Below are 24280 nucleotides of genomic sequence, written 5' to 3'. Positions count from 1 at the left end.
ATTAACTGTAATTTACGATGAGAGTTGCTCGAAGGTATCAACGCCTGCTTGCGCGCAACCAAGATCTTGCTCCGGCGAGCCAGAGCTTACACCTATGCCACCAACTACTTCGCCTTGATAAGTAATGGGTAAGCCTCCGCCTACAATGCACATACGCCCACCTAATGCGGTGTGTATACCAAATAAGTTATTTTCATGGCCCGGAATACAAGCCTGATTAAAAATATGGGTACCTTTGCGAGCTGAAGCGGCGGTAAAAGCTTTATCTTGAGATAACGTAATACTGTGTATTTTTCCACCGTCCATGCGCTCAAAAGCAAGTAAGTTTCCTGACTCATCAACAACCGATATGCACATAGGCACGCCAAACTCCTTTGCCTTTATTACCGCGCCATCAATAATTAATTTCGCCTCTGATTGATTTAATCTATTTACTGTTAACATAGTTTACACTCTTTAGTTTTTTAAAATTCCTTATTAAACCAACGTCTTCAATACCCTATGTTATGTATTGATTCTATTGATTTAACGTTATATGTATTAACTTGAACTGTATTAAATTTTGGCTCATTTATACTTTTGCAATAACATGACCCAATTCAATGGAAATTGACTTTCCTGCTTTAATTAAATGCTTGATCCATTCATCTTTACGTCTTTGAATTGGAGCCGAAACTGAAAGCCCTGCTACAACTTCGCCAAACTTGTCATATAAAAGTACACCAATGCAGCCAACGCCCATTTCCGCTTCTTCGTTATCAAATGCATAACCTTGGTCAACACAAGCTAAGCATTCGTCAACTAGGGTATCGAACTTTGAAAAGGTTTTGCGTGTATAAGTGGGTAGATTTGTGCGCTGTGCGTAGCCTTTAATACCTTCTACACCATCTCGACCTAGCATCATTTTGCCAACACCGGTCACGTGCAACGGTGCCCTGCTACCAATAATTTGTTGAACATGCATCATACGATTTGGAATCGCTTTTTCGACATAAATAACCACATCACCTTCGCGCGTAGTTAAGTTAATAGTTTCACCAAACTTATCACGTAGCTTTTCCATGTAAGGAATAGCGACCTGACGAAAGTCTATCGCGTTACTTTGATTACTACTGAGTCTTATAAGTCGACCACTGAGCTGATATCTGCCAACACTATCTCGATCAACAAAGTGGTTATCAATCAACGAATGCAAGATACGAAAAGCCGTTGAAGGCGCTAAATTAGTATCAGCACTCAACGCCTTAAGTGTTACGGGTAATGAGTAACGTGAAATTGCGTCTAATAACATCGCTGCTCGGTCAATCACTTGAATACGAGATTCTGGTTTATGCTTTTTCATAAAACTCACACTGTCTTCCATTAGGGATTTAACTTGCTGTTAGCAAATCTACTTTACTGACTCTGTAGTTAAATATAATGCTAAAACAACCATAATAAATAGCTAAATTACACAATAATAATTCCACATTGTGAAATCCCGTACACGTCAGAACATAACCACCTCGTTAACGATTGATTTTTATGAACTTAATAAATGGTAATTACAATAACAATAAAAGAATTTCATATAGTGAAATCAACCTTGATTGCCTGACCCTACCATTTTCCATAAGGTGGAATAACTTAAATAAATCAAACCTGCTTTTATAAACCCATACAAAAGCAACGCACTTAAATCCTTTAAGTAAACAAAATAGTCAGCCATTTAGCCGTGGTTATTCAATAAAAAAGGAGCCGAATTTGAGCAGTTCAACAGAAAAGCCTATGTACATTCCAACTTACGACGATGTACTTGAAGCACACGATCGCATTAAGCCCTACATTCATGAAACACCTGTTTTAACTTCACGGTTTATTAATGAACTAGCCGGTGCTGAATTATTTTTTAAATGCGAAAACTTACAAAAAGCGGCTGCGTTTAAAGTACGCGGTGCTTGTAATGCCGTATTTGGTTTATCTGATGAAGCAGCAAAAATTGGTGTTGCGACACATTCGTCAGGCAATCATGCGTTATCACTTTCTTATGCGGCTGGTCGACGCGGTATTCCGGTTACGGTTGTTATGCCAAGAACGGCTCCGCAAGCCAAGAAAGATGCAGTTATTGGTTATGGCGGTACAATTATTGAGTGCGAACCCTCGACCACTTCGCGTGAAGCAGTATTTGCTGAAGTAGTGGCTAAATCGGGGCTGACTTTGTGCACCCTTACAACGATCCTCGTGTTATTGCAGGCCAAGCCACTTGCTCAAAAGAGTTAATTAGCCAAGTTGAAAATTTAGATACTGTTGTAGCCCCTATCGGTGGTGGCGGCATGATTTCAGGCACTTGCTTAACCTTATCGACCATAGCGCCTAGCATAAAAATATATGCCGCAGAGCCACTAAATGCTGACGATGCAGCCCGATCATTTAAAGCCGGTCATATTATTGCTGACGATGCTCCAGACACCGTTGCAGACGGTCTTAAAGTTCCCCTAAAAGATTTAACTTGGCATTTTGTTAAAAATCACGTTACCGACATTTTAACGGCAACAGAAGATGAAATTATTGCTGCGATGAAGCTTATTTGGCTACGTATGAAAATAGTCGTAGAGCCTAGTAGTGCTGTCACATTAGCCATTATTCTCAAAAACCCAAATGTTTTCAAAGGTAAACGAATTGGGGTAATTCTTACCGGTGGCAATGTCGATTTAGACAAACTGCCATGGATGAATAAATAGATTCAGTTCAAAGACATAAACTTAATAACAACAGAAATTTTGGAGATAAAAATGACTACAAGTAATTTAGAAGTAGGTTACGACATTCCGGCAGCTATAGGTATGGCAGAAGCTGATATTCAAACCCCCTGTTTAGTCGTAGATTTAGACGCCCTAGAGCGCAACATTGTCACCATGGGTAACTATGCAAAAGCAATGGGGGTTCGTCATCGCGTACACGGCAAAATGCATAAATCTGTTGATATTGCGCTATTACAAGAAAAGCTTGGCGACAGTTGCGGGGTATGTTGTCAAAAGGTATCTGAGGCAGAAGTATTTGCACGAGGTGGTATTAAAGATGTACTGGTATCAAACCAAGTACGTGACCCTGCAAAAATTGACCGTTTAGCCCGCATGCCTAAATTAGGTGCGCGTACACTTTGTTGTGTTGACGACCTTGATAATGTTGCAGAACTTGCGCTTGCCGTTAAAAAACACGGTACTGAAATTGAATGTTTAGTTGAAATAGACTGTGGTGCTGGACGTTGTGGTGTAAGTGAAGGACAACCAGTTGTTGATATCGCTAAAGCTATTCATGCAACACCGGGCTTAAAATTTGCGGGTATTCAAGCATACCAAGGTGCAATGCAGCACATGGAAAACTTTCAAGAACGAAAAGAAAAGCTCGATATAGCGATTGCAATGGTAGCTCGCACCATTGAAATGCTTAAGGTGGAAGGATTAACGTGCGATATTGTTGGCGGTGGCGGCACAGGTTCATATTACTTTGAAGGTAACTCGGGCGTATTCAACGAATTACAATGTGGTTCGTACGCATTTATGGATGCTGATTATCAACGGATTCACGATGAGAACGGTGAAAAAATCTCTGAATTTGAAAATGCCCTATTTATATTAACGTCAGTAATGAGTCATACAAAAATAGATAAAGCTATTTGTGACGCTGGTCTTAAAGCACAGTCTGTTGATAGCGGCTTACCTTATATATTTGGACGTGATGATGTTGAATATATTAAGTGCTCAGATGAACACGGCGTGATTTCAGATCCTAACGGTGTCTTAAAAATTAATGAAAAGTTAAAGCTAGTGCCTGGTCATTGTGACCCTACCTGTAATGTTCATGACTACTATGTAGGTGTGCGCAATGGCAAAGTTGAAGCGCTGTGGCCAGTATCAGCACGTGGCAAAGCTTACTAAGCGGCACGTTTTTAAATTCAGGTTTAAAGTTTTATTCTCCCAAGGCGTAATGGTTAAGCTTGTCGTTTTTATCTGTTTCCCAACCGACAATAACGAATGACTTTTAACCTTACCTTTGGGAGTTTTTTCATCGCATAAAAGAGTAACAACTTGATGCCCTATTTCAGCCAATTGATAACTTAAGGATACAATAATGAGTCAGTCTCCCATAAAGAAAAACCAAGGTGTTTCAGTAATATCTGAAGCAGTATGCCAAAAAATAATCGGCAGAGAAAATGCCTTTATTGCCGTAGAAAATGTATTTGCTGCGATGGCGAAAAATACCGCCTATAACTTCCCTGTGATCCGTGAAGCCATTGGCCATAAAAATGCGCTTTATGGTTTTAAGTCAGGCTTTGACCGCGATGGCATGGTGCTGGGTTTAAAATCAGGCGGTTACTGGCCTGGCAATACAGACAAAGGTTTAACGAACCATCAATCGACTGTTATTTTATTCGATCCTGATACAGGTAAATTAAAATCATTAGTCGGTGGAAACTACTTAACGGCCGTTCGTACAGCGGCATCTTCTGCGGTATCAATTGCTCATTTAGCCCGTAAAAACGCTAAAGTGTTAGGCATTGTCGGTGCAGGTCATCAATCAACCTTCCAGTTACGTGCAGCTTTAGAACAGCGTAGTTTTGAAAAAGTTGTGGCATGGAACTTACACGCAGACAAATTGAGTAACCTTGCTGATGTTTGTAAAGAGTTAAACGTGCCATTTGAAGGACTTAGTCGCGAAGCACTTTGTGTTCAGGCCGATGTTATTATTACCATTACTTCAGCGTTTGAGGCTTTAATCGATAAAGCGTGGATAAAACCAGGAACGCACATTGCGTGTATGGGCACCGATACTAAAGGTAAACAAGAAGTAGATGCCGAGCTATTAGTCACCGCTAGTGTGTTTACTGATGAACTTGCACAGTCAATTACCATTGGTGAAGCACAACATGCAATTGCTTCTGGCTTGATTAAAGATACCGATATTGTCTCAATTGGCGATGTTATCAATGGTGTAAAACCAGGAAGAACGAGTGATGATGAAATTACGTTATTCGACGGCACCGGTGTGGGTTTACAAGATTTAGCCGTTGCCTCTGTCGCCGCAGCGTTAGCAGAAGAAAAAGGCTTGGCTACTTATTTTTCACTTTAGTTTTTAACTCTTAGTTATTAGCTATTAATTTCTCTGTCAGTTTTCATTTAAATTAATGGTGTAAATAAGCTCAGCGGTGCTAATATCGCCGCTGAAATTGCACCTTAATATTGTGCACCTAAAATAGCGTATTAAATAACGTGTTTGACCTGACTCAGTAATATTAAAACCCTTAATCTTTATCACCATTTTTAATTGATAACACTAGCCTTTTACATGCTAAAACTTAGGCACATACCAGAATGAAGCACACTCTCCATCATGTCAGTAAAACTATTTTTCGTAGTTTTTCTCAAGTTATGCTGCAACAAAATACCTTAACAGGCTTACTGTTCTGTCTTGGTATCGCTATTAATTCAGTTACCATGTTGTTAGGAGCATTGTTGGCTGTGTTAGTGAGCTTTATCACCGCTACATTATGCAAATTCAACTCAAGGTTAGTTCAGCAAGGTGTTTATGGCTTTAATGCCGCGCTTGTTGGCACGGCGGTGTGGTTCTTTTTACCCGTGAGTTTTTTGTCGTTAATATTAATCATTATCGCTGCTAGCTTTGCCACCATACTTAGCCATATTTTACTCATCTATAGTGCCAAATTTCCTATCTTTACCGCACCTTTTATAATGACTACTTGGTGTATATTACTTTTTATGAAGGTTTCAGGTATAGCGCCAGTAACCGAACAATTTTCAACTCATGACATTGCTGATTTTCACACGGTTTTTCGAGGATTAGGCCAAGTAATGTTTCAAAGTTATTGGCTTTCCGGGCTAATATTTTTTGTTGCTTTGCTGGTAAGTTCGTACAAATTGGCTATTTGGGCATTAATTGGTTCTGGAACAGGCCTGCTGATCGCACGAACTTTAGGTTATTCTGAAGGGACATTATTAATTGGTGGTTATGGCTTTAACGCTGCGCTTGTTGCTATTGCCTTAGCTCAACGTTACCAAGGTAAACATTACTTGATTTTTATCGGTATATTGCTGAGCGTGTTGCTTTCTCAAGCGCTTACTTTACTGGCTATACCTGCATTAACAGCGCCATTTGTATTGGTTAGCTGGATAGTCGTTGCGGTAAAATCGAAAATAACAGGGGTTTATAAACTTCCCTAGCTAATACCGCAACCTTTTAGAATGATTTGAGTGAGTGAAGCAACCACCTCTTCGAAGTCGTCATCGTTCATTGCTTCTTTATCAAGTGCCGCGACAACTTGTACGTTAAAATCGGCGTAATGCTGAGTTGAACTCCAAATTAAAAATAACAAATGGTAAGGATTAACAGGGTCAATAAGGCCTTGTTCAACCCAAGATTCAATAACCATAACTTTGGTATTCAACCACACTTTAAAATCATTATTTAAGTAGTCGTTAAGAACTGGTGCGCCATGAATGAGCTCACTTGCAAAAATTCTTGATGCATCTGGATCATTTTTAGAGTGCATGACCTTCGCTCGAATATAAGCACTAAGCACTTTTTTGGGTTCGTTAGCCAAAGTTAGTGTGTCGTAATCTTTATTCCATACCGCGATAATATCACTCAATAACTGTTGGTATAAATCAGTTTTGTCAGCAAAATAGTAGTGAATGTTGGCACGAGCAATATTAGCGCGTTCAGCAATGCGTTTTATCGATGCCCCTTTAAAACCATAAGTAACAAACTCTTTCTTTGCTGCTTCTAATATTATGGCTTTATTTTTTTGTCGGATTGTCCCTTCAACTACTTTTTCTTTACTCACTTAAATTCCTATTACAACGTCAACATTAGCGGTATTTACACGTTAGTTAAATATACAGATACTTAGCGACAATAATGCCACTTATTTTTGCTTATTATTATCAAAAAATACTGTCAAAAATAAGTATCCAAAAATAATATCAAAAAACAGTTAGTTTTAACACGAGTGGAGCGCTAAGCCTAACTTAAACCTAACTTAAACTTAACTAAGCCTCTAAGATAAAAAAGGCAGATAATATCACTAAAAATTTAGGATACTAGCTGCCATTTGTTGATCAATTTTCGCCTAGGTTTTAAGAAAATCCTAGCGAGTTGTTATTTTGAGTTCGCAAGCCAAATGGCTAAACGCATACGCTCGTCATCTGTCATCGCGGTTTTATTCATAAATGGCATATCTTTGGCATCAATCACGCGTGCTTGAATACGTGGACCCCATTGTTTAATGGTATCAATATCAGAAAACACAATACCCGCTGGCGCAATGGTAAAAATGTCATCGGTCGGGGTTTCTGCATGGCAAGTGCCACAACGTTGCTCAATTATTTGCGTAACCTCACCATTAGTCACCACTTGTTGCTGTTGCGCTGCGCTTAACTCAACTGAGCGCGGTGCAATAGCTACAGCTAACACAACGGTCGCAACAACCGAAGCAACCAAAATTACAGGCTTTTGTTTACCAAAGTGTCGTAAAACAAAATATTGTCGAACCGCCGCTGTGATCAATATAATCACCATTAACACTAACCAGTTAGCACTATGGTTAAAGGTCATTGGGTAATGATTTGAGATCATAATAAAAATAATGGGCAAGGTGGTGTAAGTGTTATGTGTTGAACGCACTTTGGCATTTAAACCATAAGCAGGATCAGGTGCTTTACCTTCTTCTACGGCTTTAACTAAAGCACGTTGCGACGGCATAATACCGAAAAACACATTGCCGGCCATAATGGTGCCAATAATAGCGCCCATATGCATGTAAGCACCACGTGCACTGAATATTTGCGTTAACCCATACGATAATGCCGTTGCTACAACAAGCAGGATCAAACCTAAAATAAGGCCATGATTTCTTAGCTTAGTTCTAACTAAAAATTCGTAAATACCTACGCCGACCACAATAGAACCAACACCTAACAAGATGGCTTGCACTTGTGATAAGTCAGCAACACGTTTATCAATTAAATATGATTCAGCGCCAACATAGAACATAAGCGTTAATAATAGAAAACCTGTGATCCAAGTGGTGTAAGCTTCCCATTTAAACCAATGTAATGTCTCAGGAATTTTTGGTGGTGCTAATTTATATTTCGCCACTTCATAAAAACCACCACCGTGTATGGCCCACAAATCACCACCAATACCTTTGTCAGCTTTTTCTTGTGGTGGTGTTTCTAAATGATTGTCTAACCAAACAAAATAAAAAGATGCGCCGATCCAAGCAATACCTGTAATAAGATGTGCAAATCGAATGACTAAATTGAGCCATTCATTAATATACGGGTCCATAAAATTCCTTAGTGTTCAAAATCTGTTGTTTTATTATTATTGTATTTTTTAAACCCGCTCACCCATTATATGAGTTGCTTTAACATGGCGTTCATCGCCTAACATGCTTAGTATAAAAAGTTTTTCTGAAAGTGTTTTGCAATGTTGCATACGTCTATCCATTAAAGGCGTTGCGTTATAATCCAACACAATGAAATCGGCTTCTGCGCCTTTAACAAAATTACCTATAGTACCTTCAAGATCTAAAGCTATAGCTCCACCTAATGTAGCTAAAAATAGTGATTTAAATGGACTAAGTTTATCGCCGCGAAGTTGTTGTGTTTTATAACCTTCGTTTATCGTACTTAACATCGAGAACGTTGTACCAGCACCGATATCGCTACCCAAACCCACGTTAACATCAAACTTTTCTGCCTGCTTAAGGTTAAACAAGCCACTACCTAAAAATAGGTTTGAGCTAGGACAAAAAGCAATAGCAGAGTCAGTTTCACTTAAACGCTGGCATTCGCTGTCATGCAAATGTACGCCATGAGCAAATACACTACGTCGGCTGAGCAAGTTACTTTTATCGTATACATCTAAATAACCGTCGCTATCTGGAAATAGTTCTTCTACCCAAGCAATTTCAGCTTTGTTTTCACTTAAATGGGTATGCAAATAAACACTTGGGTGTTCTGCTAATAACTGCCCTGCTTTGTTTAATTGCTCGGTTGAACAGGTAGGTGCAAATCGCGGTGTAATAGCATATTGCAAACGGTCAGTATTATGCCATTTCTCAATTAATGCTTTACTGTCATCATAACCACTTTGTGCTGTGTCAGATAAGTAATCAGGACAATTTTGATCCATTAACACTTTGCCACAAATCATGCGTAATTTTTTCTGTTGAGCAATGGTGAAAAAGGCTTCTACTGATTCTTTATGTACGGTACCAAAAACTAAGGCGGTTGTTGTACCGGCCTCAAGTAATTGTGTTAAAAAGAACTCTGCGACTTTTTTACCGTGTTCAAGATCTGAAAATTGACGTTCAAATGGGAAAGTATAGTTTTCTAACCACTCAAGCAGTTGTTCGCCGTATGACGCGATCATTTCTGTTTGTGGATAATGCACATGAGTATCAATAAAGCCTGGCATCATTAAACCATTTTCGTAATGAACAACCTCAACACTTGTATCTAGTGTGTTAAGTAACGTTTTAGCTTCGCCAACTTGTTCAACAAGCCCATCTTTAATGATGAGGAGCCCATCTTCAATATATTGATAACTGTCTTGTAGAGCTACTTTGGCAGGATCAGCCAAAAAATGCAGTAACTCTCCACGATATACTTTCAACATTAATTTATTACCTTCTGATTTATTTATTGTTTTTTATAACGAGTGTTTATATTTATCAGTCAATGTGAAAATTGACTTTAAGCTTTTAATACCGATAACTGTTGATTAGGAGTCCGACGTTATTAACTTTCTGTAATAACGATAGAGCCATCTAATTCCAGCACGTCACAGTTATCACCTTCACCTCCGCGATCTACCACTAAAAAGTCACTTTCGCCTCCCAGTGCTAAACAGAAATGATGCCAAGTGCCTTTATGATAGTTAACGCCTTGGTCAGAATTTGCGATGAAAATTTCCAACTTATTTACGTCAAATTCTCCTGCGGGAGCTACTACCACTAGGTATGGATTTTGGCCCATAGGTATGAATGCTTGGCTGCCGTGTGGATGACGTTCCATCATTTTAACGGCAATCGGTTGTGCTAGCGGTGTAGAGCGAAATATGTTGATGATTGCGTGTCCTGCATTATCACTGACATCAACCTTAGCGAGATCATGATAACGCTGAGTAAAGCCATCGTTAATTTCGATTATTTTAGCGCCAGCATCAGCTTCAATAACATCACCAAAAGCACTAAAAGCTTCGCGTGTTAAAGGCTTTGGCGTAACGACTTGTATGTTGTTTGACATAATAGTTACCTACTTAACTTTATTAGCTACCACGATATGTTGAGTAACCAAACGCCGTTAATAACAACGGAATATGATAATGACTTGCACTGCCATCTAGCTCAAAAACGATATCAACATAAGGATAAAAACCTTGCTCTTTATTGGCCAAAAAATACGGTTTAGTTGAAAAGTGCATACGATAAATTCCTGCACCAAGCACTAAATCGTCAGCTAATAAACCAGCAATTCGGCCATCGGCGTTAGTTAAACCGCACGCTAACTCATTCCAACCATCATTGGTTTGAACAAATAAAGTAATGGGTAAGTTTTGCGCAGGTAAACCGCGAGTAGTGTCGAGTACATGAGTGGTTATTTGGCTCATATTAATTTCTCTAAACGTAAGTGAAATATTTTGCGTTGTTCTTCAGCCGCATTAGTCAGTTCGGTTACTTTATCGTTTGGCAAACGCGCTTGTAATAATGCCACCATTTGTGCCGCGCTTTTACCTGTTGCACAAACAATAAATATAAAACCAAACTTTTCTAAATAATCTGCGTTACCTTGAGCTAGCGATTCAATCACTTGCTCGGTTGCTTCACTGACTGAGCTTTGTTCACCACTGGCAAGTTCTTTGGTATTGGCATACTTTGCTCTTAACGTATCAACGTTGCCAATTTGTGGGTGACCTTCAAATGCTTCTAAATAGTCTGCTTCAGCAAGTCCTTGCCACGCTATATCTGCTTTAGTTTCTAAATCTTTTTTATCTGCAAAAGGACGCGCCTGAACCATTTTTTCTACCCAAGCTGCAGATGTACAACATTGCATAAAGGTGTGTGTGGCTTCATCGATAGTTAATTCATTTAATTGTGCTAAATTCATCTTATTTCCTGTTATTAACTGGTTTGTTTCTTTGTCATGCAATGATTGACTAAAGTAAGACATACAAGCTAAATGCTACTAATAAAAGCATAGCTATCACTTGTTTTATTATTTATTTTGTTATTTATTTATTTTATTGAGAGTAAGTATATTACTCTCTTTACTGACACTTTCTAACGTAAAGGTATTTCACATTGTAGAACGGTTTTATACGCTTTCATGCAAATCACCGGCTACGACTAACCAAGCACCTGATAGCCTTTGTTAGTTAAATAAAATGTTAGATAAATTAAATGCTAGTCAGTGTTAAGTAATTGCTTAAGTTCTTGCCAATGAATACCTTGCTGCGATTTAGGGCGTTTTTTGTTCACTGGCGTTGTTGAGCTATGCTCTTCTGATTGTTCAAGTATTTCATCTAATTGCGCTACTTTTGTTTGTTCAGCTTGGTAAATATTAATAATTTCAGCTGAAACAGAAATGGCGACTTCCATCGGTAATTTACCGCCAACTTGAGATAACCCTATCGGGCAATTCATTCTTGCAACTTGGTTTTCATCTATATCTCGGTGTTTATAACGTTGTTTGAATCTGCGCCATTTGGTATCGGAAGCGATTAGCCCTAAATAATGAAAATCAGCACGCTTTAAAATTGCCTGTGATATTTCAAAATCCATTTGGTGATTATGTGTCATGACAATAAAATAGCTATTTTCTGGCATGCTCGCTACTTCAAGCTCTGGCGCGTCACTGACGACTTTAAGAACATTATCATATTGCTCAGCATTAACAGGAAACTCTGCTTCTCGGCTATCTACCCAAGTTACTTTACACGGCAGTTGCGCTAACAATGGCACTAAAGCTTTACCTACATGGCCAGCGCCAAACAACATGATATTAACACCGGTTGTTGCAAAGCATTCAAACAACACGGTTGTATTACCACCACAACATTGACCTAAATTACTGCCCAGTTGAAAATGTTCGATATGCTGGCAACTTTTACCACTGAGCAACATTTTTTTCGCTTGTTTAATCGCCTTATGCTCAAGGTGACCACCGCCAATAGTGTCAAAAATGTCGTTACTGCTGATGACCATTTTTGTACCACTATTTCTTGGTGTTGATCCTGAAACACCAACCAATGTCACTAAGACATAGGCTTGGCCTTGTTTGCTCAATTTATAGCTCGCGCTGCTCCAGTTTGTTGTCATCAGTATTTACCTATGCTTGTGCGCTGTCTTTCATCGCTTCAACAGCCCAAAGAACACGTTCAGGGGTTGCAGGCGTATCAAGCGCGGGGCTTAACTTGTAATCTGACACACTCGAAATGGCATCTTTAAGTGCTGACCAAACTGAAATACCTAACATAAATGGTGGTTCACCCACCGCTTTAGAATTGTAAATAGTTTGTTCTCGGTTAGGATCGTCAGGCACTAAATCAACTCTAAAATCACTTGGTGTATCACTGATTGCCGGAATTTTATAAGTTGCAGGATTATTAGATAACAGTCGACCTTGATCATTCCAAACTAATTCTTCAGTCGTTAACCAACCCATACCTTGGATAAATGCCCCTTCAATTTGGCCAATATCTATTGCTGGATTCAACGAATGCCCTACGTCATGTAAAATGTCGGCACGTAATAATTTATATTCACCTGTTAGCGTATCAATTAATACCTCAGATACCGCAGCACCGGTTGAATAATAAAAGAACGGTCGACCTTTACCTGTTGCGCGGTCAAAGTGTATTTTTGGCGTTTTATAAAAACCCGTTGAAGATAGCGACACTCGGCCCATGTAGGCTTGCTGAATAAACTCTGCAAATGAGAATGTTTCTGTTCCCACTATGACTTGGCTTTCTTTAAAGTGGACCTCGGCTTCACTAACGTTATATTTTTCACAAGCAAACGCGATTAAACGGCCTTTAATGGTTATAGCTGCCGCTTGTGCTGCTTTACCGTTTAAATCGGTGCCTGATGACGCAGCTGTTGGTGAAGTATTAGGAACTTTATCAGTTCGGGTAGCAGACACGCCGACCGTATCCACGTTAACTTGAAACTCTTCAGCAACAATTTGGGCCACTTTAGTATATAAACCTTGGCCCATTTCTGTGCCACCATGGTTTAAATGAATAGTACCATCGGTATAAATATGTACTAAGGCACCTGCTTGGTTTAAGTGTTGAACAGTAAACGAAATACCAAATTTAACGGGTGTTAAAGCAATACCTTTTTTTAATATGGTGTTTTCAATATTGAACTGACTAATGCTTTTTCTGCGCGCTTGGTAGTCAGCACTTTGCTCTAATGATGAAATTAATTCCGCCATTTTATTATGTTCTACCGTTTGGTGATAATGCGTAACATTGCGATCATCTTTACCGTATAAATTGATTTTACGGATTTCTAACGGGTCTTTACCTAAATAGCGCGCAATATCGTCCATCACCATTTCAATGGTCATCATGCCCTGCGGGCCGCCAAAACCACGATAGGCGGTATGCGACACAGTATTTAATTTACAGCGATTACCGGTAACCGTTGCTTGATCTAAAAAGTACGCGTTATCAGAATGAAACATAGCTCTATCGACAATGGCATCTGACAAATCAGGTGAATAACCACAATTGCCGTTTACTTCGATATTAATACCTTTAATTTGACCATTATTATCAAAGCCAACGCGGTAATTATTTTCAAAAGGATGACGTTTACCTGTCATACACATGTCGTCTGATCGGCTTAATTTAAACTTTACAGGACGTTTGGTTTGATTAGATAAAAGCGCAGCTAGACAAGCCCAAGGCGCAGCTTGAGTTTCTTTACCACCAAAACCACCGCCCATACGGCGAGTATCTACAATCACTTTATTTAGAGGAATATCAAGCACTTCAGCCACTAGCTTTTGTACTTCACTCGGGTGCTGTGATGATGAGAATACGGTCATGCCGCCGTCTTCAGTTGGCTCGGCCGTAGACACTTGCCCTTCAAGATAAAAGTGCTCTTGACCTCCAACAGAAATTTCACCCGATAATTGATGCTCTGCTTGTTCAATTGCAGACTCTGAATCGCCTCGTTTCATGGTAAATGGCGGACGAACAAAGCTTTGTTTCGCTAAGGCATCTTTTACCGTTAATACAGCGGTTAATTCTTCATATTCAATTTTCGCTAATTTAACTGCACGTCTAGCTAAATCATGACTGGTAGCTGCTACAGCAAATATTGGTTGACCAATATAATCCACTTGACCAATAGCCAACACCGGATCACCCGGAAATACAGGGCCAATATCGGTATGTCCTGGAACATCTTCAACCGTGATCACGGCCACAACGCCTTCAGCTGCTTTAACGGCTGATAAATCGATACTTTTAATGCGGCCGTGTGCAATGGTGCTTTGACCTGCAGCAGCATGTAACTGCCCTTGAAGGCTTGGTCTGTCATCAATATATAGCGCTTCGCCACTGACGTGTTTGTCAGCGCTTTCATGCTTTTTAGAACGACCAACACCGCCTTGACCGACAGAAGCTAATTCTGCATTGATATTTTCGTTAGAGTGTTTTGTTTTTATAAGACTACGCATAATTAACTACCCGTGTTTCAATCTGTTTACTTTGTAATTCTAAATAACACTTTTGAATTAAGTTTTGTGCCACTTTCATGCGATATTTATCAGAAGCACGCACATCAGACATCGGCTTAAAATCGAGTGCTAATGCTGATTGCGCTGCGGTGATACTTTCGCCATTTAAAGTTTTATTTAACAAGGCGGCTTCACATTGTTTAGCGCGCATAGGAATACCCGCCATGCCACCAAAGGCAATACGAACATTGGTGACAATATTATCTTTAAGTTCGATATTAAAGGCCGCTAAAACTGCAGAAATGTCGTCATCAATGCGTTTAGATATTTTGTAAACCTTTAAAACCTTATCTGGCGTAGATTTAGGTATATAAATGTTCTTTATAAACTCAGACGGGTTTAACAGCGTTTTTTTGTAATCAACAAAGAAGTCTTCTACTGCTATTTTTCGTTCGCTGTCACCGCATTGCAAGGTCATTTCTGCACCTAACGCAATTAAAGCTGGCGGCATATCACCGATAGGCGAAGCATTACCAATATTGCCACCTAAAGTGCCATTATTACGGATTTGTCTTGAGCCTATACGCTCAATCATTTCACCAAGCTCATGATATTCTTTATGTAACATTGGAGTAAACTGGCTGTAAGGCACTGCTGAGCCGATAATAAATTCTTCAGCCGTGTTTTCTATCATGTTTAATTCAGCCACATCTCCCAAATAAACTAGGTCTTCAATGGTGGCTAAATTTTGTGTCACCGTTAATGCTAAATCAGTAGCACCGGCCACTAAAGTTGCTGACGGATTTTTTAATAATTTTTCGGCTAACTCTACGACAGTTTTTGGCGCGAAGTAATGATGACGAGCATTTGATAATGCCGCTGAAGGTAAGGTTTTAAACTCATTCAACTGTTGTATTGTTTGAGTATAATGTTCGGCAAATGAGTCAGCTTCGCAATGCTCACTAGACGCCATAGCCGCGTCAATAATTGAGCGATAGCCTGTACAACGACATAAATTACCCGCCAGCGCTTCTAGTACTTCTGTTCGGTTAGGCTTGTTATTTTGTTTATGTAAGGCGAATGAAGACATAACAAAGCCTGGTGTACAAAAACCACATTGCGAGCCATGATTATCGACCATAGATTGTTGAACATGATGCAGTTTTGCACCCTGCTTAAGATGCTCTACGGTGATCAGTTGCTTACCGTGTAAACTGCCGACAAAGCTAATACAGGCATTTATCGATTTATAATCTAGCGTTTGGTTATCTTTGGTTAACTCAGCAATAACAACCGTACAAGCGCCACAATCTCCTGAGGAACAGCCTTCCTTGGTGCCACTATTAAATCGCTCTTCACGTAAATACTGAAGAACCGTTAAATTAGGATCTATATTTTCTATTGTAACAACGTCGTTGTTTAATAAAAAACGCACTGTACTTATGGTCATATTGAATTTCGCTTCTTGTTTTGTGATTTTATAAAGTGCTTATGTAGTATTAAATATATCAGAATAAAAACCTGACACAAGTGTCAATTAATGTTTTTCGCGTTAAATATTAAAAATTACTTTAGCGCATACTCTGTTAACGCTTTAGCTCAATAGCTTTCAAACGAATAATTTGCTAGCCTTAACATCATAATAATAGTTTAAAATCCCAAAAATCTCGTGGATATTTCTCGGAAACATAATGGACGAAGTCGATAAAAAAATTGAGCAATGGGCAATTCAAATGCCAGAACTCGATACTAAAGCTATGGCTATTACTAGCCGAGTATTAAGAATATCAAAGCACATGAGCGATGAATTAACTAAGTCATTTCGTGATTACGAACTTACAGATGCTGGCTTTGATGTTTTAGCGACGTTGCTGCGTATCGGCCCTCCGCATGCGCTTTCGCCAAATCAATTGCTTGAACAAATGTTGATAACCTCAGGTACGATGACCAGTAGAATTGATTTACTTGAAAGTAAAAAACTGGTTAAACGCACAACCAATAAAAAAGATAAACGCAGTGTCACTGTTTCTCTCACGCCGAAAGGCTTAAGTCTTATTGAGAAAGTGATTGTTGAACATGCGCAAAGCCAAAAAGCGGTAGTGTCTTGTTTTACATCAGCAGAGCAAGCGCAATTTGAGCATTTATTAAAGCGCTACCTTACGCAAATAGGCTACTAAGCACTCCATATTTAGCCGTTGAAGTTCAAGTATAAAAAAACGCATGTAATGTCATTAAATTTGATTATTACATGCGTTTCTAGTTATCTCTTTAGTAAGGTCTTCCGTAAATAATTACTTAGCAGGACGTATAAAAGGCATATGTCTATTTACGTCTTTGTACAGTAAATATCTGAACGGGCCTGGGCCACCGGCATAACAAGATTGTGGGCAAAAAGCGCGTAACCACATAAAATCACCCGCTTCTACTTCAACCCATTCACCATTGAGGTGATAAACCGCTTTGCCTTCTAATACATAAAGCCCGTGCTCCATGACATGAGTTTCATCAAACGGAATAACTCCACCGGGTTCGAATGTAACAATATTCACGTGCATGTCATGACGCATATCTGACTGTTCAGTAAAGCGAGTGGTTTTCCATACGCCGCCAGTATTGGGCATTTCAATGCCTTCTACTTCGTTATCACTGGTAACAAAGGCTTCAGGTGCATCGATACCTTCCACAAATTGATACGCTTTGCGGATCCAATGAAATTTAACGTTGGCACTGCTGTTATTTTTTAGCGTCCATTTGCAACCAGGCGGTAAATAAGCATAACCACCTGTTTCAAGGTGATGGTTAGTGCCTTCAATATTTACGTCCATTTCGCCTTCAACAACAAACAGCACACCTTCTGCTTTTTCGTCTAATTCAGGTTTTTCAGAGCCACCATTTGCGCCAACTTCAACAATATATTGTGAAAAGGTTTCTGAAAAACCACTTAATGGACGCGCGATAACCCACATACGCATGTTTTCCCAAAAAGGTAAGTAACTGATCACAATATCAGTTAACACACGTTTTGGAATAATGGCGTATGCCTCAGTAAAAATTGCCCTGTCTGAAATCAATTGTGTTTGTGGTGGTAAACCACCGGTTGGAGCATAGTAAGTGTGTTTATCTGACATGGTCTTTATTTCCTTGATGTCTGGGCTGCAATGAATTTTTTTCTGTATTCATGCAACAATGGTTCGGTATACCCATTAGGTTGGGTTTTACCTTTAAATATTAAATCTAACGCGGCTTGAAAAGATAAGCTGTTGTCAAAATCGTCTGACATCGCTTGGTAAGCGTTATCGTGTGAGTTTTGTTGATCGACCACCATCGCCATTTTTTCTAAAGATGACCTAACCTGCGCTGGTGTTAGAATATTGTGCTCTAGCCAATTACAAATATGTTGGCTTGAAATACGTAACGTGGCTCTGTCTTCCATTAAACCTATATTGTTTATATCAGGAACTTTTGACGCTCCCATACCTAAGTCAACCCATCTTACGACGTAACCGAGTAAGCCTTGTGCATTGTTGTTTAATTCATTCTCAATGTCTTTTGTAGTCAGGCTGCTAACGTCGCTAAGCAAAGGTACTGTTAAGATATCATCAATGTTAGCGCGTGGTCTTTTTTCAATTTCTTTTTGCTGAGCAAATACGTCAACTTGATGATAATGCATAGCATGAAGCGTTGCTCCCGTTGGTGATGGTACCCAAGCGGTATTAGCACCTGATAATGGGTGAGCAATTTTTGCTTTCATCATTGCCGCCATTTCATCGGGTATTGCCCACATACCTTTGCCTATTTGCGCTTTACCTGTAAAACCACAAGCTAACCCTATATCTACATTCCAATCTTCATAGGCTTTAATCCAAGGCTGTGCTTTCATATTACCTTTGGCGACCATAGGACCAAGCAACATACTGGTGTGAATTTCATCGCCAGTTCTATCTAAAAACCCCGTATTAATAAAAACAACGCGGCTTTTAACGGCTCTGATACATTCTTTTAGGTTTACCGTCGTGCGGCGCTCTTCATCCATAACACCAATTTTAATGGTATCTCTGTCTAAGCTTAAAGCATCTTCAACCGCGTTAAAAAGCTTATTAGCAAATGCGACTTCTTCAGGGCCATGCATTTTAGGCTTAACAATATACACATTGCCATTTCTGGAGTTACGATGCAGGTTGTTTTTTTGCAAATCATGTAGCGCAATCAAGGTGCTGATCATAGCGTCCATAATGCCTTCTTGAATTTCAAAGCCGTCTTTATCAACGATTGCGGGGTTTGTCATTAAATGGCCAACGTTGCGACAAAACAATAAGCTGCGGCCGTGTACACTAAAACTTTCGTTTGCAAGGTTTTGATAAACTTTATCTGCTTTTAAAATACGTTTGGAAACCTGACCTGATTTTTCGATGGTTTCGCTTAAGTCCCCTTTCATTAAGCCTAACCAATTACGATATACCTGAATTTTCTCTTTCGCGTCAACGGCTACAACAGAATCTTCAAAATCTTGAATCGTGGTCAGCGCAGACTCTAAGGTAATATCCTTTACGCCAGCAGCATCAGTTTTACCAATGGTTGAAGTCGGGTCTATTTCAATCGCTACGCGTAAATCATTATGGGTTAATAAAATAGAACTTGGGCTAGTTTGCGTTCCTTGATAGCCGATTAATTGTTGGCTATTTTGTAGTTGTGTTGTTGTGCCATCGTTTAATGTAACCAATAGCTCATTATTGTTAATCGAATAAACACTAGCATCATGATGAGTAGCTTTAATCAAAGGAAAATGTTCGTTTAAGAAGTCTCTACCATAAGCAATAACTTTGTTTGCTCTAATCGAGTTATGTGATCGCCCTCTTAATGCCCCACCTTCATCACTGATAACATCGGTACCATAGAGTGCATCATATAAACTTCCCCACCGTGCGTTAGCCGCATTTAATGCAAAGCGTGCATTAGCAGTTGGCACCACAAGTTGTGGACCTGCTTGTGTGCTAATTTCAGAATCTACATTTTGGGTAGTTATTTTAAAGTCTTCACCTTCTGGCACCAAGTAACCAATTTCTGTTAGAAATGTTTTGTACGCTGACAGATCAAACTGGCCTTGATGCTTTAAATTCCACTGATCTATTTGTGCTTGTATTTTATCTCGCTTAACTAATAGCGCTCTGTTTTCAGGCCCTAATTCGTGGGTGATTTCAGATAAAGCCGTCCAAAAGTGTTGCTCTGAAATATTCAAGTCAGGCAGCACTTCTTCTTTGATAAAGGTTACTAAATCATTATTAACTTTTAATAAGTCTTTTTGTTGGAATTTTGTCATGTATTAATTACTCATTACTCTTGGATATTTAAAGCTTCATTACCCATAAATGTAAACAAATACTTAACACCTGTCAACAAAGACAGTTAATTGTAAACAAAATTGTTGACAATTTAAAATGAACTGCTCTATAGTATGCTGAAGAAAAGTGTTTTATTTAATCGCATTCAAATTTTTACTGAAAAACTATACTGAGAACATCTAAGTTTTAGTTAGTTCTACAAGGAATAATAAATGGCTAAGTTATCCACACACGTATTAGACACAGCAAATGGCGTTCCTGCACAAGGCATAAAACTCGAGTTCTTTCGAGTAGAAGGTACTGAGCATCAGCTTATTAAAACCTTAATAACAAATGCTGATGGTAGAACTGATGAGTTGTTACTTGACGCTAATGATATCGAAGTGGGTGAATACGTGATTGTTTTTCATGTTGGCGATTACTTTTCAAAGATCACAGGCGATAGTACTGAACCTGCTTTTTTAAATCGTATTCCAATCAATTTCGGTATTTTTGATGCTGATGCCAATTACCATGTTCCTTTATTAGTTTCCCCGTGGAGTTATTCGACATATCGTGGAAGCTAAATCACAATTCAGTCGTTTTTCAATATTTTAATAAAAGGTGTTCAGCATGAAACAATGGAATATTTATCTCTCAGGTGAAATTCATACCGATTGGCGCAAACAAATAGAACAAGGCTGCAAATCGCTACCTGTAGTATTTACTTCGGCGGTTACAGTGCATGAGCTTAGCGATGCTGCGGGCGATCATTTAGGGCATGCAGAAGATCCCTTTTGGCGCGACCATCAGTCTTCAAAAGTAAACGCGATAAGAACGCAAACGCTGATTAATGATTGCGACCTAGCCATTATTAGATTTGGTGACAAATATAAACAATGGAACGCGGCTTTTGATGCTGGTCAATGTGCTGCCTTGAGTAAGCCTTATATCACTCTGCATGATGAGAGTATTATTCATCCACTTAAAGAAGTTGATGCTATGGCATTAGCTTGGGCGAAAACAACAGACGATATTATCAAAATCATTGAATATGTAATTAAACAATAATAGAAAGATAACTTCTTAATTAATCACTTAAATATAAAATAAAGGAAAAAAAATGGCAGATTATAAACGTATATTCGTCGCGATCACCCCACACAGGGAAGAACAACCCGCCCTTGCTCGTGCTGTTTTTTTGGCAAACAAATACCAAGCGACATTGGTTTTAGGCAGTTCAATGTATAATCGCAGTATAGAAAAAGCCTCAGGGGTGGCGGCTGAAAGCTGTAAAGAATTAAAACAAACGTTAATGGACGATCAGAAAAAAGTGATGCTAGCATTGGCTGCTTCACTTGAAATTGAAACAAAAACTGAGTGTGTAGTGACGTGGCATAAAAAGTGGTATGAAGGTGTTATAAGCCTAGCCACAGAAAATAACTGTGATCTTATTATTAAAGAAACCAAGCATTACAAAAAATCGGTTCGTAACTTATTTACCCCTGATCATTGGAATTTACTTCGTTGTAGCCCGATTAATGTGCTGATGGTTAAAAACCATAAATGGACCTGTAACGGCGATATAGTTACCGCCATCAGTTTAGATGACGGCGATAGCGAGCATCAGTGTTTAAGTGAAAAGGTGGCGAAAGAAGCTGCTTCTATGTCAAAACTATTTGGTGCAAACTTACATTTTATCAATACGGTCAGTAAGGCCCCTATGCATATCGCAGTTGATAAATCGGCTTTCGATCCAGATAAAGTCAATGCTCGAGTTATGCAAAAGCATAAAGAAAGCTTAAAAATATTAGCAGATAATTTAAATATTGCTGATGTAAACATCATTGTCGAAGAAGGTTTACCTGGTCACGTTGTGCCAAAGTTATGTGACGATTTAAATGCTGAATGTTTGATACTAGGATCTGTTGGTCGTAAAGGTGTAACGGCCGCGTTATTAGGTAATACTGCTGAATATATTATCGACAAATTGGACTGCGATACTCTTGTTGTTAAAGGCTAACTACCTAAGGGCTATTACATTGTTAATAGCCCTTATTCTTATTTCTCTCAATTTACGACCTGCACTTACTTCAATTGCTCCCGTTATGGAGCGTATTGTTCAGGACTTATCACTCAGTCGTGCTAGTGCAGGGTTAATTACCACAATTCCTGTACTGTTAATGGGTTTCCTCGCCCCCATTGCGCCTATTTTAGCGCGACGGTGGAGTCAAGAACGCGTGTTAACAGCTGCTATGGCACTACTCTTCGCTGCCTTATCCATTCGTTACTTTAGCCAATACAGTTTCTCGTTATTATTAATTTCAGCGTTCATTGCTGGCGTTGCTATTGCTATCGCCGGTCCATTAATGTCTGGCTTTATAAAACAGTACTTTGCGCGTCATATTACGCTCGCCATCACGATATATTCTGTCAGCATTTCTGTTGGAGCATCACTTGCCGTAGCGCTGACGATTCCGATCATAAAGCTCAACAACGACCATTGGGAGCGCGGGTTAGCTGCATGGGGATTATTGGCCTTAGTCGCCTTTCTTATGCTGCTTATTTTTATGCCTAAATCATCCAGTAACAATCAACCGGCTTACACCCATCAAAAACTGCCGTTAGACTCTTTCAGAGCTTGGTTGTTAACCGGGTTTTTCGCCGCGCAATCTGGTGTTTTTTATGCATTGTCAACATGGTTAGTAGCACACTTTCAGCATGCAGGCTTTGATACTATTAAGGCAAGTATGCTAGCGAGCTCGTTTATGGCTTCGGGCATCATAGGTGCATTTGCATTACCATTATTAGCTGCACGCGTAGCCAATCGTAATATACTCATTGCGGTGGTAACGCTGTCTTCTACATTTTTAATCCTATGCATTGCATGGCAACCACAATGGCAGCCAATTTTAATAGTATCACTGTTAGGAATTACAACATCGGGAACATTTGCACTCGCACTTGCTTTGCCCGTTATGGAGTCAGACTCGCCACAATCTGCGTCACAATTATCTTCTATGATGTCATCTTTTGGTTATATTGTTGGAGGTGTTACGCCATCGCTGGTCGGTATAGGTCGAGACATAACACACAGTTTTGAATGGCCAATGACGTTTTTGTCTGTATTAAGTTTTTCTATGGTGATAATTGCCCTATTTTTACAAAATAAATCTAGCGATTAAGGACATTAAAAAGCCCGTAAGTAGATATAATCGTCTTACGGGCTTTTTGGGTTTTGATAAGGCTTGTAAGTTAGAACAACTTAACTAGCACTATGATGCTTAATCCAATGCTCAGCTATATCTTGTCTTCTACATAACCATACATCATTAAACTGTTCTACATAGTCGAGAAAACGCACTAAACTTGCAAACCTACCTGGTCGGCCAATAATGCGACAATGCAGTCCTATCGACATCATTTTTGGTGCGTCTGCACCTTCTGCATACAAGGTATCAAAGGTATCTTTTAAATAGTTAAAGAACTGATCACCTGCATTGAAACCTTGTGGGCTGGCAAAGCGCATGTCGTTTACATCAAGTGTATAAGGTACGATTAAATGTGGTTTGTTTATGCCGTCAATAAAATAGGGTAAGTCATCAGCATAACTATCAGAATCATATAAGAATGAGCCTTCTTCCATGACCAATTGTCGCGTATTTTCACTCATTCGGCCTAAATACCAACCTTTAGGCTTTTCGCCGGTCATTTCTTGGTGAATAGCAATGGCTTTTTGTAAGTGTTCACGCTCAGTATCAATAGATACTTTTTGATAGTCGATCCAACGATAACCGTGGCTGGCAATTTCCCAATCAGCTTCTAACATGGCTGCTACCGCTTCAGGATTTCTCTGCATCGCCATAGCAACACCGAAAACGGTAACGGGTACTTTTCGCTGTGTAAATAAACGATGTAAACGCCAAAAACCTGCACGACTGCCAAACTCATAAAATGATTCCATATTCATATGGCGTTCATTTTCAAAAGGTAAGGCACCAATAATTTCAGATAAAAAGGTTTCAGAGGCCTTATCGCCATGCAAGATACAATTTTCTGCACCTTCTTCATAATTAATAACAAATTGAACCGCTACTTTTGCCTTGTTCGGCCAATTAGCTTGTGGCACTTTTTGCCCGTAACCTTTCATGTCTCTTGGATAATCATTAAGATTTTCTGATGTCATATTAATGTCAACTCGATAGT

General features: G+C 39.3%; 24 protein-coding genes. 10 read left to right on the top strand and 14 right to left on the bottom strand.

Features of this window, described 5'->3' with window-relative positions; translation table 11 throughout:
• Positions 1-12 precede the first annotated feature (12 nt).
• Positions 13-444, bottom strand: a complete 432-nt coding sequence (locus DBO93_RS08430) for a heme-binding protein (RefSeq protein ID WP_108455936.1) — start codon at positions 442-444, stop codon at positions 13-15.
• A 127-nt stretch (positions 445-571) separates the two neighbouring features.
• On the bottom strand, positions 572-1342 hold the full coding sequence (locus DBO93_RS08425; RefSeq protein ID WP_108457783.1) for an IclR family transcriptional regulator: 771 nt from the start codon (positions 1340-1342) through the stop codon (positions 572-574).
• 401 nt (positions 1343-1743) lie between these two features.
• On the opposite strand from DBO93_RS08425, the gene DBO93_RS18950 reads away from it, so the two are divergent.
• The 5 genes from DBO93_RS18950 to DBO93_RS08405 all read left to right on the top strand — a co-directional run bounded on the left by DBO93_RS18950 (position 1744) and on the right by DBO93_RS08405 (position 6218).
• Positions 1744-2259, top strand: coding sequence for a pyridoxal-phosphate dependent enzyme (locus DBO93_RS18950; protein WP_239059149.1), 516 nt, complete (start codon positions 1744-1746; stop codon positions 2257-2259).
• A complete protein-coding gene (locus DBO93_RS18945; protein WP_239059148.1) occupies positions 2199-2720 on the top strand; it encodes a pyridoxal-phosphate dependent enzyme in 522 nt (173 codons plus the stop codon). Before DBO93_RS18950 ends, DBO93_RS18945 begins: the two co-directional genes overlap by 61 nt.
• Before the next feature lie 51 nt (positions 2721-2771).
• Complete coding sequence (gene bhcC, locus DBO93_RS08415; RefSeq protein ID WP_108455935.1) at positions 2772-3917, top strand: 3-hydroxy-D-aspartate aldolase BhcC; 1146 nt, start codon at positions 2772-2774, stop codon at positions 3915-3917.
• Between the two features lie 193 nt (positions 3918-4110).
• Positions 4111-5109: an iminosuccinate reductase BhcD gene (bhcD, locus tag DBO93_RS08410; RefSeq protein WP_108455934.1), complete on the top strand. Its 999-nt coding sequence runs from the start codon at positions 4111-4113 to the stop codon at positions 5107-5109.
• 242 nt (positions 5110-5351) lie between these two features.
• Entirely contained in the window at positions 5352-6218 is an 867-nt protein-coding gene (locus DBO93_RS08405) for an urea transporter (RefSeq protein WP_108455933.1), read from the top strand.
• Here DBO93_RS08405 and DBO93_RS08400 read toward each other — a convergent pair.
• From DBO93_RS08400 to xdhA, 9 genes are all read right to left on the bottom strand, one after another.
• Positions 6215-6841, bottom strand: coding sequence for a TetR/AcrR family transcriptional regulator (locus DBO93_RS08400; RefSeq protein WP_108455932.1), 627 nt, complete (start codon positions 6839-6841; stop codon positions 6215-6217). The two genes, DBO93_RS08405 and DBO93_RS08400, sit on opposite strands and share 4 nt — an antisense overlap.
• Positions 6842-7155: 314 nt before the next feature.
• Positions 7156-8346: a urate hydroxylase PuuD gene (locus tag DBO93_RS08395; protein ID WP_108455931.1), complete on the bottom strand. Its 1191-nt coding sequence runs from the start codon at positions 8344-8346 to the stop codon at positions 7156-7158.
• A gap of 48 nt (positions 8347-8394) precedes the next feature.
• Positions 8395-9681 (bottom strand): guanine deaminase, encoded by a 1287-nt coding sequence (guaD, locus tag DBO93_RS08390; RefSeq protein WP_108455930.1) that lies wholly within the window; start codon positions 9679-9681, stop codon positions 8395-8397.
• A gap of 122 nt (positions 9682-9803) precedes the next feature.
• Entirely contained in the window at positions 9804-10298 is a 495-nt protein-coding gene (locus tag DBO93_RS08385; protein ID WP_204100681.1) for an ureidoglycolate lyase, read from the bottom strand.
• 34 nt (positions 10299-10332) lie between these two features.
• Entirely contained in the window at positions 10333-10674 is a 342-nt protein-coding gene (gene uraH / locus DBO93_RS08380) for a hydroxyisourate hydrolase (protein ID WP_108455928.1), read from the bottom strand.
• The gene (gene uraD / locus DBO93_RS08375; protein ID WP_108455927.1) at positions 10671-11171 is read right to left on the bottom strand and encodes a 2-oxo-4-hydroxy-4-carboxy-5-ureidoimidazoline decarboxylase; all 501 of its coding nucleotides are present in this window, start codon (positions 11169-11171) and stop codon (positions 10671-10673) included. The genes uraH (DBO93_RS08380) and uraD overlap by 4 nt, the downstream gene beginning before the upstream one ends.
• A gap of 296 nt (positions 11172-11467) precedes the next feature.
• Entirely contained in the window at positions 11468-12382 is a 915-nt protein-coding gene (xdhC, locus tag DBO93_RS08370; RefSeq protein WP_108455926.1) for a xanthine dehydrogenase accessory protein XdhC, read from the bottom strand.
• 10 nt (positions 12383-12392) lie between these two features.
• Positions 12393-14756: a xanthine dehydrogenase molybdopterin binding subunit gene (gene xdhB, locus DBO93_RS08365; protein WP_108455925.1), complete on the bottom strand. Its 2364-nt coding sequence runs from the start codon at positions 14754-14756 to the stop codon at positions 12393-12395.
• Positions 14749-16206 (bottom strand): xanthine dehydrogenase small subunit, encoded by a 1458-nt coding sequence (gene xdhA / locus DBO93_RS08360; protein ID WP_108455924.1) that lies wholly within the window; start codon positions 16204-16206, stop codon positions 14749-14751. The genes xdhB and xdhA overlap by 8 nt, the downstream gene beginning before the upstream one ends.
• 241 nt (positions 16207-16447) lie before the next feature.
• Here xdhA and DBO93_RS08355 point away from each other — a divergent pair, with 241 nt between their 5' ends.
• On the top strand, positions 16448-16933 hold the full coding sequence (locus DBO93_RS08355; RefSeq protein WP_108455923.1) for a MarR family transcriptional regulator: 486 nt from the start codon (positions 16448-16450) through the stop codon (positions 16931-16933).
• Between the two features lie 114 nt (positions 16934-17047).
• Here the strand turns inward: DBO93_RS08355 and DBO93_RS08350 are convergent, their stop codons facing one another.
• Together DBO93_RS08350 and DBO93_RS08345 are read right to left on the bottom strand one after the other, a co-directional pair.
• Positions 17048-17884: a bifunctional allantoicase/(S)-ureidoglycine aminohydrolase gene (locus tag DBO93_RS08350; RefSeq protein WP_108455922.1), complete on the bottom strand. Its 837-nt coding sequence runs from the start codon at positions 17882-17884 to the stop codon at positions 17048-17050.
• A 5-nt stretch (positions 17885-17889) separates the two neighbouring features.
• The gene (locus tag DBO93_RS08345; RefSeq protein WP_108455921.1) at positions 17890-20073 is read right to left on the bottom strand and encodes a malate synthase G; all 2184 of its coding nucleotides are present in this window, start codon (positions 20071-20073) and stop codon (positions 17890-17892) included.
• A 234-nt stretch (positions 20074-20307) separates the two neighbouring features.
• Here DBO93_RS08345 and uraH (DBO93_RS08340) point away from each other — a divergent pair, with 234 nt between their 5' ends.
• The 4 genes from uraH (DBO93_RS08340) to DBO93_RS08325 are packed head-to-tail and all read left to right on the top strand — an operon-like array spanning position 20308 to position 23259.
• Positions 20308-20661: a hydroxyisourate hydrolase gene (uraH, locus tag DBO93_RS08340; RefSeq protein WP_108455920.1), complete on the top strand. Its 354-nt coding sequence runs from the start codon at positions 20308-20310 to the stop codon at positions 20659-20661.
• Positions 20662-20707: 46 nt separating this feature from the next.
• Entirely contained in the window at positions 20708-21145 is a 438-nt protein-coding gene (locus tag DBO93_RS08335) for a YtoQ family protein (protein ID WP_108455919.1), read from the top strand.
• A 52-nt stretch (positions 21146-21197) separates the two neighbouring features.
• A complete protein-coding gene (uspE, locus tag DBO93_RS08330) occupies positions 21198-22097 on the top strand; it encodes a universal stress protein UspE (RefSeq protein ID WP_108455918.1) in 900 nt (299 codons plus the stop codon).
• A gap of 19 nt (positions 22098-22116) precedes the next feature.
• The gene (locus DBO93_RS08325) at positions 22117-23259 is read left to right on the top strand and encodes an MFS transporter (RefSeq protein WP_108455917.1); all 1143 of its coding nucleotides are present in this window, start codon (positions 22117-22119) and stop codon (positions 23257-23259) included.
• A gap of 80 nt (positions 23260-23339) precedes the next feature.
• On the opposite strand, the gene puuE is transcribed toward DBO93_RS08325, so the two are convergent.
• Entirely contained in the window at positions 23340-24260 is a 921-nt protein-coding gene (puuE, locus tag DBO93_RS08320) for an allantoinase PuuE (RefSeq protein ID WP_108455916.1), read from the bottom strand.
• Positions 24261-24280: the final 20 nt, after the last annotated feature.

The organism is Colwellia sp. Arc7-D (assembly GCF_003061515.1).
Taxonomy (GTDB): Bacteria; Pseudomonadota; Gammaproteobacteria; order Enterobacterales; family Alteromonadaceae; genus Cognaticolwellia.
The sequence above is the reverse complement of the archived record's forward strand: the minus strand, read 5'-3'. Positions and strand labels throughout refer to the sequence as shown.

Excerpts from the sequence above, each read along its gene's own strand:
- DBO93_RS08430 (WP_108455936.1), bottom strand. The coding sequence starts at position 444 with ATGTTAACAGTAAATAGATTAAATCAATCAGAGGCGAAATTAATTATT.
- DBO93_RS08425 (WP_108457783.1), bottom strand. The coding sequence starts at position 1,342 with ATGAAAAAGCATAAACCAGAATCTCGTATTCAAGTGATTGACCGAGCA.
- bhcC (WP_108455935.1), top strand. The coding sequence starts at position 2,772 with ATGACTACAAGTAATTTAGAAGTAGGTTACGACATTCCGGCAGCTATA.
- bhcD (WP_108455934.1), top strand. The coding sequence starts at position 4,111 with ATGAGTCAGTCTCCCATAAAGAAAAACCAAGGTGTTTCAGTAATATCT.
- DBO93_RS08405 (WP_108455933.1), top strand. The coding sequence starts at position 5,352 with ATGAAGCACACTCTCCATCATGTCAGTAAAACTATTTTTCGTAGTTTT.
- DBO93_RS08395 (WP_108455931.1), bottom strand. The coding sequence starts at position 8,346 with ATGGACCCGTATATTAATGAATGGCTCAATTTAGTCATTCGATTTGCA.
- guaD (WP_108455930.1), bottom strand. The coding sequence starts at position 9,681 with ATGTTGAAAGTATATCGTGGAGAGTTACTGCATTTTTTGGCTGATCCT.
- uraH (WP_108455928.1), bottom strand. The coding sequence starts at position 10,674 with ATGAGCCAAATAACCACTCATGTACTCGACACTACTCGCGGTTTACCT.
- uraD (WP_108455927.1), bottom strand. The coding sequence starts at position 11,171 with ATGAATTTAGCACAATTAAATGAATTAACTATCGATGAAGCCACACAC.
- xdhC (WP_108455926.1), bottom strand. The coding sequence starts at position 12,382 with ATGACAACAAACTGGAGCAGCGCGAGCTATAAATTGAGCAAACAAGGC.
- xdhB (WP_108455925.1), bottom strand. The coding sequence starts at position 14,756 with ATGCGTAGTCTTATAAAAACAAAACACTCTAACGAAAATATCAATGCA.
- xdhA (WP_108455924.1), bottom strand. The coding sequence starts at position 16,206 with ATGACCATAAGTACAGTGCGTTTTTTATTAAACAACGACGTTGTTACA.
- DBO93_RS08355 (WP_108455923.1), top strand. The coding sequence starts at position 16,448 with ATGGACGAAGTCGATAAAAAAATTGAGCAATGGGCAATTCAAATGCCA.
- DBO93_RS08350 (WP_108455922.1), bottom strand. The coding sequence starts at position 17,884 with ATGTCAGATAAACACACTTACTATGCTCCAACCGGTGGTTTACCACCA.
- DBO93_RS08345 (WP_108455921.1), bottom strand. The coding sequence starts at position 20,073 with ATGACAAAATTCCAACAAAAAGACTTATTAAAAGTTAATAATGATTTA.
- uraH (WP_108455920.1), top strand. The coding sequence starts at position 20,308 with ATGGCTAAGTTATCCACACACGTATTAGACACAGCAAATGGCGTTCCT.
- DBO93_RS08335 (WP_108455919.1), top strand. The coding sequence starts at position 20,708 with ATGAAACAATGGAATATTTATCTCTCAGGTGAAATTCATACCGATTGG.
- uspE (WP_108455918.1), top strand. The coding sequence starts at position 21,198 with ATGGCAGATTATAAACGTATATTCGTCGCGATCACCCCACACAGGGAA.
- puuE (WP_108455916.1), bottom strand. The coding sequence starts at position 24,260 with ATGACATCAGAAAATCTTAATGATTATCCAAGAGACATGAAAGGTTAC.